The sequence below is a fragment of the Citrobacter sp. Cf136 genome, assembly GCF_030333815.1.
GTDB lineage: Bacteria > Pseudomonadota > Gammaproteobacteria > Enterobacterales > Enterobacteriaceae > Citrobacter > Citrobacter freundii.
Window position 1 is genome coordinate 743,198 of sequence record NZ_JAOWFE010000032.1, and the last position, 15,784, is coordinate 758,981.

The 15,784-nt window shown below is 52.7% G+C and carries 15 protein-coding genes and 1 other annotated feature; of the genes, 4 read left to right on the top strand and 11 right to left on the bottom strand.

Going from position 1 to position 15,784, the window contains the following annotated elements:
- Positions 1 to 44: 44 nt before the first annotated feature.
- Genes lsrF through lsrA form a run of 5 tightly spaced genes read right to left on the bottom strand, consistent with a single transcriptional unit; the run spans position 45 to position 5,586 of the window.
- A complete protein-coding gene (gene lsrF, locus OGV98_RS07965) occupies positions 45 to 920 on the bottom strand; it encodes a 3-hydroxy-5-phosphonooxypentane-2,4-dione thiolase (protein WP_286551206.1) in 876 nt (291 codons plus the stop codon).
- A gap of 28 nt (positions 921 to 948) precedes the next feature.
- Positions 949 to 1,971: an autoinducer 2 ABC transporter substrate-binding protein LsrB gene (gene lsrB, locus OGV98_RS07970; protein ID WP_057101898.1), complete on the bottom strand. Its 1,023-nt coding sequence runs from the start codon at positions 1,969 to 1,971 to the stop codon at positions 949 to 951.
- 26 nt (positions 1,972 to 1,997) lie between these two features.
- Positions 1,998 to 2,996, bottom strand: a complete 999-nt coding sequence (gene lsrD, locus OGV98_RS07975) for an autoinducer 2 ABC transporter permease LsrD (protein WP_044710981.1) — start codon at positions 2,994 to 2,996, stop codon at positions 1,998 to 2,000.
- A complete protein-coding gene (gene lsrC / locus OGV98_RS07980; protein WP_202581264.1) occupies positions 2,996 to 4,045 on the bottom strand; it encodes an autoinducer 2 ABC transporter permease LsrC in 1,050 nt (349 codons plus the stop codon). Before lsrC ends, lsrD begins: the two co-directional genes overlap by 1 nt.
- Positions 4,039 to 5,586, bottom strand: a complete 1,548-nt coding sequence (lsrA, locus tag OGV98_RS07985; RefSeq protein WP_202581265.1) for an autoinducer 2 ABC transporter ATP-binding protein LsrA — start codon at positions 5,584 to 5,586, stop codon at positions 4,039 to 4,041. Before lsrA ends, lsrC begins: the two co-directional genes overlap by 7 nt.
- A 255-nt stretch (positions 5,587 to 5,841) precedes the next feature.
- Between lsrA and lsrR the strand changes: the two genes are divergently transcribed.
- The 3 genes from lsrR (at position 5,842) to OGV98_RS08000 (ending at position 8,861) form a co-directional block, all read left to right on the top strand.
- On the top strand, positions 5,842 to 6,798 hold the full coding sequence (gene lsrR, locus OGV98_RS07990; protein WP_044711502.1) for a transcriptional regulator LsrR: 957 nt from the start codon (positions 5,842 to 5,844) through the stop codon (positions 6,796 to 6,798).
- 107 nt (positions 6,799 to 6,905) lie between these two features.
- The gene (gene lsrK, locus OGV98_RS07995; RefSeq protein WP_044710976.1) at positions 6,906 to 8,498 is read left to right on the top strand and encodes an autoinducer-2 kinase; all 1,593 of its coding nucleotides are present in this window, start codon (positions 6,906 to 6,908) and stop codon (positions 8,496 to 8,498) included.
- 12 nt (positions 8,499 to 8,510) lie between these two features.
- Entirely contained in the window at positions 8,511 to 8,861 is a 351-nt protein-coding gene (locus OGV98_RS08000; RefSeq protein WP_044710975.1) for a cupin domain-containing protein, read from the top strand.
- 156 nt (positions 8,862 to 9,017) lie between these two features.
- On the opposite strand, the gene OGV98_RS08005 is transcribed toward OGV98_RS08000, so the two are convergent.
- The 6 genes from OGV98_RS08005 to trpB form a co-directional block, all read right to left on the bottom strand.
- Positions 9,018 to 9,410 carry a VOC family protein gene (locus tag OGV98_RS08005; RefSeq protein WP_044710974.1) on the bottom strand — a complete coding sequence of 131 codons (393 nt, stop codon included), beginning with the start codon at positions 9,408 to 9,410 and terminating at the stop codon, positions 9,018 to 9,020.
- Positions 9,411 to 9,434: 24 nt separating this feature from the next.
- Positions 9,435 to 10,355 (bottom strand): MFS transporter, encoded by a 921-nt coding sequence (locus OGV98_RS08010; RefSeq protein ID WP_313890211.1) that lies wholly within the window; start codon positions 10,353 to 10,355, stop codon positions 9,435 to 9,437.
- A 38-nt stretch (positions 10,356 to 10,393) separates the two neighbouring features.
- The gene (locus OGV98_RS08015) at positions 10,394 to 10,966 is read right to left on the bottom strand and encodes a DUF1349 domain-containing protein (protein ID WP_057101897.1); all 573 of its coding nucleotides are present in this window, start codon (positions 10,964 to 10,966) and stop codon (positions 10,394 to 10,396) included.
- A gap of 39 nt (positions 10,967 to 11,005) precedes the next feature.
- Entirely contained in the window at positions 11,006 to 11,365 is a 360-nt protein-coding gene (locus tag OGV98_RS08020) for a GNAT family protein (RefSeq protein WP_237665919.1), read from the bottom strand.
- A 611-nt stretch (positions 11,366 to 11,976) separates the two neighbouring features.
- Positions 11,977 to 12,786: a tryptophan synthase subunit alpha gene (gene trpA, locus OGV98_RS08025; protein ID WP_202581266.1), complete on the bottom strand. Its 810-nt coding sequence runs from the start codon at positions 12,784 to 12,786 to the stop codon at positions 11,977 to 11,979.
- Positions 12,786 to 13,979: a tryptophan synthase subunit beta gene (trpB, locus tag OGV98_RS08030; RefSeq protein ID WP_202581267.1), complete on the bottom strand. Its 1,194-nt coding sequence runs from the start codon at positions 13,977 to 13,979 to the stop codon at positions 12,786 to 12,788. Before trpB ends, trpA begins: the two co-directional genes overlap by 1 nt.
- A gap of 129 nt (positions 13,980 to 14,108) precedes the next feature.
- Positions 14,109 to 14,202, bottom strand: a sequence feature (Trp leader region).
- Positions 14,203 to 14,519: 317 nt separating this feature from the next.
- Between trpB and OGV98_RS08035 the strand changes: the two genes are divergently transcribed.
- Complete coding sequence (locus OGV98_RS08035; RefSeq protein WP_202581268.1) at positions 14,520 to 15,329, top strand: MerR family transcriptional regulator; 810 nt, start codon at positions 14,520 to 14,522, stop codon at positions 15,327 to 15,329.
- Positions 15,330 to 15,784: the final 455 nt, after the last annotated feature.

Consider the following 15,784-nt stretch of genomic DNA (forward strand, 5'->3'; position numbering starts at 1 on the left):
TCCTTAAAAAACGCATGGGCCCGCCAGGCAGGCCCATGACTTTGTTAGTTTTTCTCGCTCAGATAGAGTTCGTACGCGCGGTCAGCCGTTTCATTGCGATGTACCACGGCGTGAACGGCCTTCATCATGGCGACAGGGTGAGCGGACTGGAAGATGTTGCGCCCCATATCGACACCGGATGCCCCCTGATCGATCGCCTGCCAGCACATCTCAAGCGCTTCACGTTCAGGTAGTTTTTTCCCTCCTGCAATCACAATTGGGACCGGACACCCGGCGGCAATGCGCTCAAAGCCTTTATCGACGTAGTAGGTTTTGATGATCTGCGCCCCCATCTCTGCGGCGATACGGGTGGCAAGTGAGAAGTAGCGCTGATCGCGCACCATATCTTTCCCCACGCCGGTCACCGCCATTGTCGGCATGCCGACTTTGATGCCGGCATCGATCAACTGGATGATATTTTTGATCGACTGATGCTCGTATTCGCTGCCGATATACACCTGTGCCGTGACGGCGCAGCTGTTGAGACGAACGGCATCATCCATCGAGAGCGCGACCGCCTCGTTGCTTAACTCGGTGAGAATCGAATTTGCGCCAGAGGCGCGCAGGACCACCGGTTTGTTAGTGGCGGGGGGGACGACACTACGCAGGATACCGCGTGTACACATCAGCACATCGGCGAGCGGGAACAGGGGGGCGATATTGATATCGATACGCTCCAGCCCCGTCGTCGGCCCCTGAAAATAGCCGTGGTCAAACGCGAGCATGACCGTTCTTCCTGTCTCAGGATTAAAAATGCGCGACAGTCGGGACTGCATCCCCCAGTCAAGTGCGCCGCACCCCTTAAGCGTGTATGGGGTATTGCGTTGCGGCGTATCGGTATGGAAATCCTTACCATCTTTGATGTCATCTAAATCAGCCATTTTTTACTCCACGTTTACGGAAGGAAAATCAGAAATCGTATTTATCGATATTCTCTTTGGTGAACACCACGCGTTCCGGCAGCAGCACAATGCCATTGCCCTTCGCCTCGTAGCTGTAGCCCTGTACGCTGTTCGGTGAGACCTCAACCTGGCCGACGCCCGGAATGTCCAGCTTGTCGCCGGTGTTCATATCTCCTTTTTTCAGCAACGCGTCAGCCACGTACACGGAGATCTTGCCCTGCTGAACCACGTCCCAGAGACCAAACTCTTTCACCGTGCCGCGTTCAACATAAGGACGCATCACGTTTGGCGTACTGAATCCGACAATCGCCACGTTGGTGTTTTTCAGGTTTTCTGCGGCTTGAGCGGCGGCGGGGAGCGCGTTGGCATCCGGCGCGATGATGACGTCAAGATCGCTATACGCTTTAATGATGCCTTCTGCGGTTTGCAGCGATTTCGTGGCATCGTTATAGCCAAACTGCGTGGTGACGACTTCCCATTGCGGATGATCTTTGGCGATTTTGTCTTTGGCTTCTTTCACCCACTGGTTCTGATCGGTCACCGTTGGACTTGAGTAGAAGAAGGCGACTTTGGCTTTCTCTTTTTTGACCTGATTTGCGGCCATATCGACCAACATGCCGCCTAACTGGGCTGGAGTGCCCTGATTGATGTAGTACGAGCGGCATTCCGGTTTGGTGTCCGAATCCCAGGTCAATACCTTCACGCCGCGTTGCATCGCGCGTTTTAACGCCGGGCATAAGCCATCCGGTGAAACGGCGGAAACTACAATGGCGTTAAATCCCTGGTTAACGAAGTTATTGATGAGCTGAACCTGGCCAGATACGCTGGGCTCCGTTGGGCCGTCATATGTGACATCGACCCCCAGTTCTTTGCCGGCTTCCAGGGCGCCGTTACCGCCACTGGTAAAAAATCCCACGCCAACCAGTTTCGGGATAAATGCGATTCGCTCAGCGGCATAAGCGTTGAGGGTGAATGCCGCCAGGCTAAGGGTACTGATTACAGCAATTTTATTAATGCTTTGAATAGTCATGTACTTTTCCTTTAAGGCTATGGGTTTCAGGCCTGCCGAACCGCGCGACGGCGTGCCATCCAGTCTTTGATTTGCTGACGATGCAGGCTGATGGAACGACCTACGACAACGACAATAAGTAATGCGCCGGAGAGGGCGCTGGATACCTGGTTAGGCACGCCAGCCATCTGCAACCCTTGCTGCAGATAGCCCACTAACAGCGCGGCGATAGCGGTACCGAGGATGGACCCGGACCCGCCGTAGATATTGGCGCCGCCCAGAACAACCGCCGTGATAGCGGGCATCAGGAAAGAGGCACCCAGATCGGAACGCGCCGAGCCGAAGTAAGAAACCAGCAGCACGGCTGCGATCGCTGAGGCAAAGCCGGTCATCGCATACAGTGCGTACAACGTCCGGTTTACCGGGATAGCGCTATACAGCGCCACGCGCGGGCTTTGCCCAATCAGGAAGACATTTCGTCCGGCGTGGGTTCGATGCATGAGCAACCAGAAAAAAAGCACGCTGACGAGAAAGAAGAGCAGGGGTACGGGTAAGCCCAGCACATCAAGGTTGGCAAAATCGACGAAGCCTTGCGGGAAACCGCCGATACCCTCATAACCGGTCGCCCCGGCCATCCCTGAAAGCAACAATGCGCTGCCGCCAAACAGATACAACGTCCCCAGGGTAATGACTAAAGGGTTTACGCCCGTGTAGATGATGAGCCCGGCGTTGATCAGCCCGCATACCGCTCCCAGCGCGAGCGTCAGGATAATCGCCAGCGGTAGCGGTACGCCGCCCTGGAACATGACGCCCAGCGCAATGGCGCAAAGCCCCATTGTCGATCCAAAGGAGATATCAATTCCGCCGCTGACGATGACCATGGTTAAGGGCAGAGCGACAATACCAATGCAAATAAAGTCGCTGGTGCTGAACAGCAGTACGTTCAGATCCAGCAGGCGCGGATTCAGGGTGCCAAACCCCAGAATCTCAATGACCAGTAGCGCGGCGAGCGCCAGTTCCCAGCCGTATCGATGTAAACGAGTCATCATGCAACCTCACGTTTTTTGGCGGTATTCACAGGATCCGCTGTGCTTTGTGCTGACGGACGCGGCGGGGACGGCGGAGTGAAACGGGCATATTTTTGCCTGCGGATATTCCGCTCCAGCGCACAACGCAGTCGGCCGTCAAAAACCAGCACAGCCAGCAGAACCAGGCCCGCAATAAAGTCATTCCACCAAGCTGGGATGCGCAGCAGGACCAGTACGCTGTCGATTTGCGTCAGGAAATAGGCGCCGAGCACGGCACCAATGATGGTCCCGGAACCGCCCAGCAGGCTGATTCCACCCAGTACGCAGGCGGCAATGGCTTTCATTTCCAGCCCGGTTCCTGTCTGATTCGGGATAAAACCAATCTGCGAGGCAAAGACGATCCCGGCCAGCGCCGCCATGCAGCCGTTGAGCGAGAAGGCCAGAATACGGATGGCTTCGGTACGCACACCCAGTTGCCGCGCACCCTGCAAATTATCCCCGGTGGCATAAAAACAGCGACCAAATGCCGTTTTTGCCAGCAGCCAGGCCATCAGCAGCATCAGCAGCAGGGTCAGCCAGCCGATGGCGGAGATGCCGAGGAAAACCGGGGCAGAGAGCTGCTTAAGTTGTGCCGGCAAACCTTCAATCCATTTTCCGCCTGTCCACAACAGCATGACGCCGCGATACAGGCCCAGCGTGCCCAGCGTGGCGACAATTGCCGGGATCTTCAGCCAGGCGACCAGCACACCATTGATAAATCCCGCCAGCAGCCCCAGCAGCAGCGTCGCCACGCAGGCAACAGATAGGGGATATCCCGCGTTCAGCAGCAGCCCCAGAAGCACGGCGCACATCCCGGTGATTGAGCCAACCGACACGTCGATGTTACGAGTCAACATGACCAGCGTCGCGCCAATCGCGAGCAGGATGAGGATTTGGGCGCTGCTGAAAATCATCGTTAGCGTTTGCACGTTGAGATACTGGCTGTCGAGCATCCCGGGTAGAACAAACAACAGCAGCACGGCCAGCAGTGCGGTTGCTTCGCGGTTATTCTGGATAAATTTCAGCATGTCGCCTCCCCGGAGAGTGGTGTTGTCCCTGACCTGCGATCGCCGAAAGCGACGTGCATGATGGTGTCGACATTAATCTCGTCGCCCTGTAGAGCCTCGTTGCCCGTTTCTCCCTGGTGCATGACGTAAACGCGATCGGCCATTTGCTCGATCTCCTCCAGATCGGAAGAGATGAACAGGACGGCAACGTTCTGAGCGGCGATACTGCGGAGCAACTGATAGATATCGTTACGGGCAGAAACGTCCACACCGCGCGTCGGCTCATCCACAATCAGCACCTGGGGTGAGGCCTCGAGACATTTGGCGATCAGAATTTTTTGTTGATTACCGCCTGAGAGCGTGCGAGCAGGCTGTTCGGGATCGTTCAGTTTGATATTGAGCGCACGACGATAGCGTTCGAGCGTGGCGCTATCTTTTGCCGGATTAGCCCAGAAACCGCTGTGGTTATGGGTCAATGCGCAAACATTCCATGCCAGCGAAGCATCCAGATTCAGCCCTGACGATTGCCGATCTTCCGGCAAATAGACCAGACCTTGTTGCAGACGCTCGCGTGTGGAAAGCGTGGAGATATCATTGCCGCCGAGTACGACGCGTCCGCCTCGTAGAGGTCGTAGCCCGTAAAGCGTTTCGGCAAGTTCGGTGCGCCCGGCGCCAACCAGACCCGCCAGACCTAAAATTTCCCCGGCACGAACCTCGAAACTGACGTTCATGAATCCTTCTCCGGTCACATTTTCGAGGCTTAATACCGGTGCGCCCGTCTCGTGCTGCGGACGGTTACCGGGCAGCTCCAGCCACAGTTTCTGCGTCGCACTGAGCGAATTTGAGCGTGAAGCCGGCGTGATGGCCTGGATAATCTCGTCCGTGCTCAGGTCTGCGGTTTTACCGGATAGCGCAATGATTCCGTCCCGCATCACGCTAATGTAATCCGCAATCTGGCGTATTTCTGGCAGTTTATGAGAGATAAAGACGATCCCCACACCACTGCTCAGCAACTCACGCAGACGGCTGAACAAGCGATCCGTTTCCGCAGGAGTGAGCGAGGCTGTGGGTTCATCGAGGATCAAAATTCGCGAATCGCGCATTAGGCCGCGCATGATTTCAACCATTTGTCGGTCGGCGACATCCAGTAAACCCGCGGGACTGTTAATATCAAACTGACAGCCGAGAGCGCTCAGCATCGCGTTCATTTTGGGCATTGAGCTCTGGTGTATGGGCAAACCAAACAGAATATTCTCTTTTACCGTCAGGCTGGGGAAGAGTAGCGGCTCCTGCGGCACAAGGTAGATCCCCAATTGATGCGCCAGAATCGGCGTCAGTTTTGTACAGCGAGAACCTTCAATCTCAATGCTTCCGCTATCCGCTGGGGTAATGCCAGCGATGATTTTCATCAGCGTGGATTTCCCGGCACCATTCCCTCCCAGCAGCGCATGGACCTCGCCTTTACGCAAGACAAAGTCGATACCTTTCAGTACATTGACGCCAGAATACTGCTTGCAAATAGATTGTGCGCTGAGTAGGGGGGCGATCTTTTCGAGACTCATTTATGTGCTACCTCCGTTCGGCCTGGGTAGAATCAGGTTGAACAAATGTATTGAGCGATTCTAATTGTTCATAACCTTATGGCCTAACTGCTCATAAATCCGACGAATAGATCACGTTTTATGCTAAAATGATCTTGTAATTTAAATTTGTTCAAGCTGAAGCCACTAAAACGTGGGTTTAATCACAGTTATTAATGACCGATAAATGAACAATTGTGTTCAGAAATTAGATATGTTCAAAGTGAAGACTGAATGATGACTATTAATGACCCGATGATTTCCGAGCAAGGGATGTGTGAAGAAGAGCTGGTGGCACGCATTGCGTGGTTCTATTACCACGATGGTATGACGCAAAGCGATATCAGCAACAGGCTGGGACTAACGCGGCTTAAGGTGTCGCGGCTGCTGGAGAAGGGGCATCAGTCCGGGATTATTCGCGTCCAGATTAATTCTCGCTTTGAAGGCTGTCTGGAATATGAAACTGAATTACGTCGCCGCTTTGATCTGCACAATGTGCGGGTCATTCCAGGGTTCCCCGGAGCCGATGCGTGCGTACGCCTGGGGATTGGCGCTGCGCATATGCTGATGGAGTCACTCCAGCCGCAGCAGATTCTGGCTGCGGGCTTCGGCGAGGCAACCATGAATACCTTAAAACGGCTCAGCGGGTTTATCTCTGCTCAGCAAATTCGCCTGGTGACGCTGTCGGGCGGCGTAGGACCTTATATGACCGGGATTGGGCAACTCAACGCGGCCTGTCCGGTCAGTATTATTCCGGCTCCGCTTCGCGCCTCTTCAGCTGAGATTGCCCGGACCTTAAAAAATGAAAACAGCGTTCAGGATGTCCTGCTGGCTGCCCAGGCTGCCGATGCGGCGATTGTTGGGATCGGCGCAATCAACCAGAAAGAGGAGGCCACCATTATTCGCTCAGGCTATATCACTCAGGGTGAACAGCTGATGATTGGCCGTAAAGGCGCCGTGGGCGACATTCTGGGCTACTTCTTCGATAGCGAAGGGCAGGTAATTCCGGATATGAAGATTCACGATGAACTTATTGGATTAACCCTCAATACCCTGAAGACGATCCCGACGGTGATCGGCGTCGCCGGGGGCGTGAATAAAGCGGAAGCAATCGCTGCGGCAATGAAAGGGGGTTATATCAACGCATTGGTCACAGACCAGGAAACTGCCGCCGCCATTGTCAGCGGGCAGTAATGCGTATCTGCCGTGCAGGCGTGCGGCAGGGAGTAACAGAATTTCCGTTTGTACCGTGGAGAAAGCATTGACGAACTGATAAATAAAATAAGCCGAGGACAAAAACGATGGCCCGACTCTGTACCCTCTCTGAATCAGCGCATTACCTGATGGCACTGGACGCCGGAACCGGAAGCGTCCGCGCCGTGATTTTCGACCTGGAAGGCAAACAAATCGCGGTGGGACAATCGGAATGGCGGCACCTTGCGGTTCCGGATGTTCCCGGCTCGATGGAGTTTGATCTGGGAAAAAACTGGCAACTGGTCTGTGAATGTATCCGTCAGGCACTGCATATCGCCGGGATTGCGCCGGAAGCGATCGCTGCCGTCTCAGCCTGTTCGATGCGTGAAGGCATTGTGGTTTATGACGCAGAGGGAACGCCCGTCTGGGCCTGCGCAAACGTGGATGCCAGAGCGGCACGGGAAGTTAGCGAACTGAAGGAGATCCACGACTATAGCTTCGAAAGCGAGGTTTATCGTAGTACCGGTCAGACGCTGGCGTTGAGCGCGATTCCGCGTCTGCTCTGGTTGGCGCATCATCGTTCGGATATCTATCGTCGCGCCTCGACGGTCACGATGATCAGCGACTGGATGGCATATATGCTCAGCGGTGAGCTGGCGGTGGATCCCTCCAATGCTGGAACAACGGGCCTGTTAGATCTCAAAACGCGCGACTGGAAGCCATCATTGTTGCAGATGGCCGGACTACGGTCAGATATTCTCTCCCCGGTCAAAGAGACCGGGACACTGTTGGGAAAAGTGACCGTCCAGGCCGCCGAACAGTGCGGGCTGAGAGCGGGTACCCCGGTGGTGGTGGGGGGCGGAGATGTTCAGTTGGGATGCCTCGGTCTTGGGGTTGTACGCCCTGCGCAAACTGCCGTGCTGGGGGGAACATTCTGGCAGCAGGTGGTGAATTTACCTGCGCCGATTGTGGATCCTGAAATGAACGTGCGCGTGAATCCGCACGTTATTCCGGGAATGGTACAAACCGAATCCATCAGCTTCTTTACCGGTCTGACAATGCGCTGGTTCCGCGATGCTTTCTGTGCTGAAGAAAAGCTGATTGCTGAGCGTCTGGGCGTAGACACCTACACGCTTCTGGAAGAGATGGCTTCCCGGGTACCGGCAGGCGCATGGGGCGTCATGCCCATTTTCTCCGATCGGATGCGCTTCAAGAGCTGGTATCACGCCGCCCCTTCGTTCATCAACCTGTCCATCGATCCGGAAAAATGCAATAAAGCCACGCTGTTTCGTGCGCTGGAAGAGAATGCGGCCATTGTGTCGACCTGCAATTTGCAGCAAATCGCCGATTTTACCGGGATCCATCCGACTTCACTGGTGTTCGCCGGGGGAGGCTCGAAGGGCAAACTCTGGAGCCAGATTCTGGCGGATGTATCAGGGCTGACGGTCAACGTGCCGGTGGTCAAAGAAGCCACGGCGCTGGGCTGCGCCATTGCAGCTGGTGTCGGAGCGGGGATCTGGTCATCCATGGCTGAGACCGGCGAACGGTTGGTACGCTGGGAACGGGAGCATGTACCTGACAGAGCGAAGCACGAGCTTTATCAGGAATCGCGCGAGAAATGGCAGGCGGTATATCAGGAGCAGCTAGGTCTGGTCGATCACGGGTTGACGACCTCTTTGTGGAAAGCGCCTGGTTTATAACGGGAGAGGGTGATGATTAAATCAAATGAAGCGCAGCATGAGTACCGTTTTGGTGACAGTGGCCCGAAATACCTCATTCGCGGTCCGGTGTGCGACATGGGTGTGGTCATGCTCCAGCCCGGCCAGTCTTTTCCCAACCATCGTCACATCGAAGCCTGTGAAATTTTTTATACCCTGGCTGGCGAAGTGACGCTTTACCTGAACGGTGAGGCGCACACGTTAGGCTCGGGGGATGTTCTACACTGCGATCCCGGTGACGCGCATTTTCTGGTGAACAGAGGTGAGGTGCCGTGGAAAGGCGTTTTTGTTAAATCTCCGCATATCCCGGGCGATAGTCATCCGGTTGAGCCGGCGACGTATTAGTCCCCGATGTTTTTAGCCATGACGGGCAGATTGGGGCAGGGACAGGACTTTCCTTGCTCCCTTTGTCGAATGTGGAGGCTGTCAGGCCCTGTCAACTCGAAGGGCCTGACGGCATAGGGCTATCACGATAGTGATCGCCACGGTTAAGCGGCCCCCTTAGCCTCCAAAATCGTAATACACAAATGCGAGCTTATTCCCGTCCGGGTCGCGGACATATGCACTATGGAATCCTTGCCCGTATTGCGGCCTGTGCCCTGGTGCGCCTTCGTCCGTACCGCCAAGATTGAGCGCCAGTGCGTACAGTTGCTGGATGTGTTCAAACGAGCGGGTATTCAGCGCCACCATCGTGCCATTCCCAACTCCAGCAGGCTGCCTGTCAAAAGGGGTACCCACGCACAATCCGGTGGTATGGTTATTGTTGAACGTTCCCCAGGATGCGCCTTCTTCATTCCGGCCCGCCTTTGGATGCCCGAGCAATTCCATCAACGGATCGTAGAACCTTATGGCACGCTGGAGATCGTTAGTTCCCAGCATCACGTAAGAAAACATATCTCCTCCTGACTCTCTTTTGCATTATTGCTCCTGATAACTTGCAGACGATACAGGCTGACCCTGATATTGCCTGCGCAGTTTCAGCAGTCGGGAAACCAGTATGATGACGGCTATACCGGCCAGCAGCGCCGCGCCGTGGAAAGCAATCCTGCCGCCGGCATGGAAGTAAACCCAGCGGGTTATTTCAATGCTAAGGGCAATTATGCCGAGCGCCATAATATTCAGCGTGGCAGAAACGGTGCCTTTTGGCAGGTTGCCAAAAGCGACAGCCAGTGAACCGGTCAGCACCACCGGATGGCGAAATGCCGCGATGAAATAGCATAATACTTCACCCGGCTTAAATCCCCGTGCCTGAGAGATAATGGTTTCCGGCATTTTGAATAGCAGTAAGGACCATGCTACCAGTCCGAACGCACCGAGGATGGCAAACAGCCATTTCCAGTGAATGAACGTCATCAACGCCGCGCCGGCCACCGGCCCGATAACCGGCGCGAGCAGCACAATCGAGGTGAGCGCTGCCATGATCCGGATGGAATCCATTTCGCCAAACGTTTCCTGAATTGAGACGTAACCTACGGTCGAGATAAAGCAGATGCTTGTGCCATGTATAAAGCGAGCGACTAAGTACTGTTCGCGCGAGGTGACAAACAGCATGCTCACGCAGGCAAGGGCAAAAACCAGCGCGCCGGTTAACAGCACGGGGCGACGACCAATACGGTCGGACAGGGTCCCAACAGCCATTGCAGCGCCATACCTCCGACCATATATACTGACGGATACTGGCGCCAGAGTTACATCTGCCCGTAGCTCGTTGATAATGCAAATGATGCCTGGCCGAATAAGATCTATTGTCAGGTAGGCTGAAAAATCATAAATAATCATCGCCAACGGAAATAATAGAACGCTGCCATACCTGCTAAGGCTTGCCGAAAATGTCTTCATAAACGGGTTCTCCGTTTTTTATTATTAAATGGTTTTAATCAACTCAGATCGTGCAGTTCTTTATCCATCGCAGGAGTCAGTCTGAGATCAAGAAATTCCACCTCCAACCCCTGGCGCTGAGGTGTACAACACATGACGCCCGTTCTTACAGGTCCAGTGGGAAAATGACATAAGCGAAGTAATGGCCAGTGCTGCCCATCTGAGGAGTACTGCAATCGTAACGCATCTTTCTTACGGGTCAGACGCAGCCAGAATTCCTTCGGATCTCCAGGAAATAATCCTGTAGCCCAGTCGGAATTTCCCAGCGTGAGTACACTCCCGATTGCAGATGCTCCATCGTTAAATTCGATGCCAGCTTTGAGCCAGTGTTGTTCGTCAGAGAGCATCATAATTCCGGCCTGGTCATAGAGTGTGGTGAAGTCTGCGCGAATCCTGACCTGAAAAGTAAAATCATCTTTTACGTCAGTGGCGTAGATGTGACCCGTAAAACGCTCAAACCCGTACCAGGTACGACGCCAGAAATCAGTATGGTCATCTGTGATTACCGACAGGGAATTATTTTCGTAGCACCATATGGCAGGCTCATTGATCCATTCAAACTTGCAAATCATCATTGTTCTCCTGTCATCCGGACGTAGCATAAAGATATTTTAAAATGTCAGCTCCATCTCAAACTGGCATAACAGTTCAGCCTGATAACCCGCCGCAGTAAATAATGGTGCCAGCGTTTCTGGGATCGCGGCTGATGTACCTATGCCAGGCCATCTGGCATTGATTTTCTTCAGCATCGTTTTAGCCCGTCCCTGGTAACGATACGCCGGTTCCACAAACAGACAGCGGAGCCGAGGTTGTCCCATGAACTCAGCGACAGCACACCATGCATGGTCGTTATCCCTGATGATATCGCAGGGAATAGTCAGGAGCGGCAAGGGACTGGCCAGCCAGGGAAGATTATCATCTGGTACAGACCAGACGGCACGCAGGAAGTCATCAACAGTCGTGGATGCCATATCCCCTGAGGGCATTTCCACACGGGACTGTGGATTTCACCGGTATTTGCACAGATGTCGGCGAACCTGAAAACCGAGTGCGTGATAGAGAGCGACGGCCGGGGTATTTTCTCTCCGTTTTCCTTCTGGGTTGACAGTTTCCTCTGGAGAGCTTTTCGTTTGTTAGCCAGAACAGGTTAACGGATAAAATCAGCATATCCATATTAAATAAATGGTTGTTTAGCGTTTATTTAAATAATGCCATTCGAATAATATGTGCTCGAATAATAAACAAGGCAGAACTATCCAGTTCTGCTAATTGCCAGGTATTGATGAGAGCTGGAGAGATAATTCCTTCTGGTGTGCCATCAATGCAATCACACCCCGGACAGGGTAAGTAACTTGATTAAACGGAATAGTATCCGCAGATTATCATTTAACGAATGACGGCGCCTTTTTTCGAGCCAGTGTTACAGCCATTTATCGTTTGAGGTTAAAGGCAGTCTGGTGGCCGGATGTTTGCAGACTACTTTGATAAGTTCAGGCAGCACAGACACGCTCTGAAATAAGAATGCCTGGCATCTGTCCTCATATGAGATTGCCTGTCGATACAGACAGGCAATCTCTTAGTCTTAAAACCGACTCGTTGCCGCCTTCATGCTCATAACAAACACCTTCAGTTCATTCAGCATCGCAACATCATCCTCACGATGTTTCTCAATGATTTTGACGATGGCAGAACCTGAAATGGCGCCCATCGCACCGGCCTGAATAGCATCCGCGACCTGAGCGGGGGTGGAAATACCAAATCCCTGAAGTGCCGGAGGGGCCTGAAGATTCGCCAGTGTTTCAACCAAATGTTGCAGCGGCTTTGATGTTCCCTGTTCGGTACCCGTTACCCCGGCGCGGGATAGCAGGTAGGTATATCCGCATCCATAGGTTGCTATCTGATGTATGAGTTCATCGTCGGCGTTCGGCGGGCAGATAAAAATTGGCGCGACGTGATGGTTTGTCGCTGCCTCGCGAAACGGCGTTGACTCCTCGATCGGTACATCCGCCACCAGAACCGAATCGACGCCTGCACGTTCACACCTGGCATAAAAATCATCAATACCCCGGTTAAAAACCAGATTGGCGTACACCAGTAAACCAATGGGGATGTCGGGATGCTTATGGCGAATAGTGGCTAACATCTCAAAACAGGTAGTCGGCGTGACATCCGCAGCGAAAGCCCGCAGTGCAGCGTTCTGAATGGTTGGGCCATCTGCCAGCGGATCGGAGAAAGGGAGCCCGAGTTCCAGCGCGTCAGCTCCCGATTCAATCAGAACGTCAATAATCCTGAGTGACTGCAACGGATTGGGATCACCTAACATCACGAAGGGAACAAAAGCGCCTTCTCTGCGGGCTTTCAGCTCAGTAAACATATTTTTATAGCGTTCCATCAGATTTCTCCTCGTGCCTGCAGAATATCGTGTACGGTAAAAATGTCCTTATCCCCTCGACCAGAAAGGTTGACCACCAGCAGCTGCTCCCTGTCGGGATGTTCACGCATCATTCTCAGGGCATGCGCCAGTGCATGAGAGGACTCCAGGGCGGGAATGATACCTTCTTCGCGGCTGAGGGTTTTAAAGGCGTCCAGGGCTTCATCATCGGTCGCCGAGACATAGTCGGCACGTCCGATGCTGTTAAGGTACGCATGCTGTGGCCCTACGGAGGGGAAGTCCAGGCCGGCGGAAATGGAACAGGACTCAATGATTTGCCCCTCATCGGTCTGCATCATCGGAGATTTCATACCGAAATAGATGCCAGTGCGACCGTGCTTTAGTGGTGCGCCATGCTCGCCGGTTTCAATGCCGTGACCAGCAGGCTCCACGCCGATCAGACCGACACGTGGTTCATCAATAAAGTCGGCAAACATTCCAATTGCGTTCGATCCCCCACCCACGCAGGCGATAACCGCATCCGGCAGACGGCCTTCTCTTTCCAGAATCTGCACCCGGGTCTCTTCTCCAATCATGCGCTGGAATTCACGAACAATGGTCGGGAAGGGATGTGGACCCGCGGCTGTTCCGAGCATGAAATGCGACTTTTCATAGCTACCGGACCAGTCGCGCAGGGCCTCGTTGGAGGCATCTTTCAGGGTCGCGGAACCGCTGTGTACCGGGATCACCTCGGCCCCCATCAGGCGCATCCTGAAGACGTTTGGCGACTGACGCTCGATATCCTTTGCACCCATATAAATGCGGCATTTCAGGCCAAGCAGTGCGCTGGCGAGCGCCGAGGCGACGCCGTGCTGCCCGGCCCCGGTTTCGGCAATGATTTCAGTTTTCCCCATGCGCTTTGCCAGCAGCGCCTGGCCCAGTACCTGGTTGGTTTTGTGCGCGCCGCCGTGGAGTAAATCTTCACGTTTGAGATATAACGTGGTGCGGGTTCCTCTGGTGAGGTTGCAGCACAGAGTCAACGCTGTTGGACGCCCGGCGTAGTTTTTCAGCAGTCCGGTAAATTCGGCCTGAAATGCCGGATCTTTCTGTGCGTTAACAAAGGCCTCTTCCAGTTGAAGAAGAGCGGGCATGAGGATTTGCGGGACGTACATTCCGCCGTATTCGCCGAAGCGTGGATTAAGTATGGTGCTCATTTTTGCTCCTTAATGTCTGCGCAGTGTCTGCGGTCTGGACTCTGCACGTGAAGTGAAATCAGTGAATACGCAGCGCTTCCTGGCTGCGTTAATACGCGATGGACTTTTCGCGTATGACAAAATTTGGGCAAAAAAAAGCCCGCTCATGGCGGGCAGGGTATCGGTGTGCGGATTGCAAACGTGACGATACTGCCCGTTAACGGGAAGTGCGCCACCAGCCATGCAAAGTCATCATTGAGAATGTCATAATTCGATACCTGTCTGTTTACATTTTGTATCAGTAAACTAGTTCGGTGGTGTGATGTCAATCTTTTTTGTTCAAAAAAGGTACTGTTTACTCTTTTGCTTTATGCATTCAGGCAGGGATTGCTGTCAGATAGCCCCCTGTAATTCACTTTCTGCATCATAGAGTCTGGAGAATGGGCATGGTACAGGTTACTGGTGGTCATGAGGGCTCAACATAAGATGCGTCAGTTTGTTGTTGACTCTCCTGTAAGGTAAGACTGTAAGGTCCACATACTCATTCAGGGAGATGGTTGTATGTATCAAATAGGGCTGTTTTCAAAGATCTGTCGTGTGACGATAAAAACGCTTCATTACTATAATGAAATCGGTTTGCTTGTTCCTGCCTATATTAATCCTGAGAATGGTTATCGATTTTATAGTTCTGACCAGTTAATGAAATTTCATCAGATTGCGAGTTTACGTCAGCTTGGATTTACAATAACTGAAATAGTTACGCTGACTCAGGATGAACATTCCAGCCACATAATTGAACAGCGACGCCTTGAATTACAGAAACAAATTCGAGACATGGACGATATGCTCTCCCGAATTAACCACTATCTGCAACATAAAAAAAAGGAAAGAATTATGCAATATCAAGCTGTTTTGAGGGAAATTCCGGAATGTATTGTTTACTCCAAGCGTTTCATTGTTCCTGATTTTTCTTCATATATCAAATTAATTCCACCTATAGGGCAAGAGGTTGTGAAGGCAAATCCAGATTTAACTCTGGCGACCCCGGCATATTGCTTCACCCTTTATCATGATAAAGAGTACAAAGAGAAAAACATAGATGTCGAGTTCTGTGAAGCTGTTGATGATTTGGGTAAAAATGAAGGGGATATTATTTTCCAGGTTATCCCTGCCATTACAGCTGTAACTGTAATACACAAGGGACCATATGATTCATTAAGAAATGCGTACATCTATCTTACGCAATGGGTTGAAGACAATGGTTACCTGTTAACAAATTCACCAAGGGAAAGCTACATCGACGGCATCTGGAACAAACAAGACTCCGCGGAGTGGATGACTGAAATACAGTTCCCTGTAAAGAAAGTTTAATCGAGATGCAGGTTGATCCGGTTAAGGGCCATCTGCTGATAACCATTTAGCCTGGAAATTCCCGGGTAGGCATTCCGTCAGGTAACGTTTTGCCTGCTTTTGTGCCCGAATTTTTGCCCGCAATCCAGGAAACCCTGTATCGCCTTTTACCAGTGTTTAAGATTACCGCTTTGGCCGCTGCAGTAGTCATTATGTGCATCAGGTGCATACATCGCCATTGCGCAGGCCTGATAAAACCACTCGTGCTGTGTCGTCATGTGTTCCTTCAGCCGTTTGATTATCTGCTAAACATACAAACTTACTGAGTAGCCTTTATCGGGTCAAATCAACAGTCCCTGCTGTAACCAACATGAATATTGATTGAGCTCATTTACCCGATAAGCGCCGCTTTGATAGGCTCGACTTATCTCGCTGATCATCTACAGGATTGTAACGTTGGAAATCTTTTCTTAACC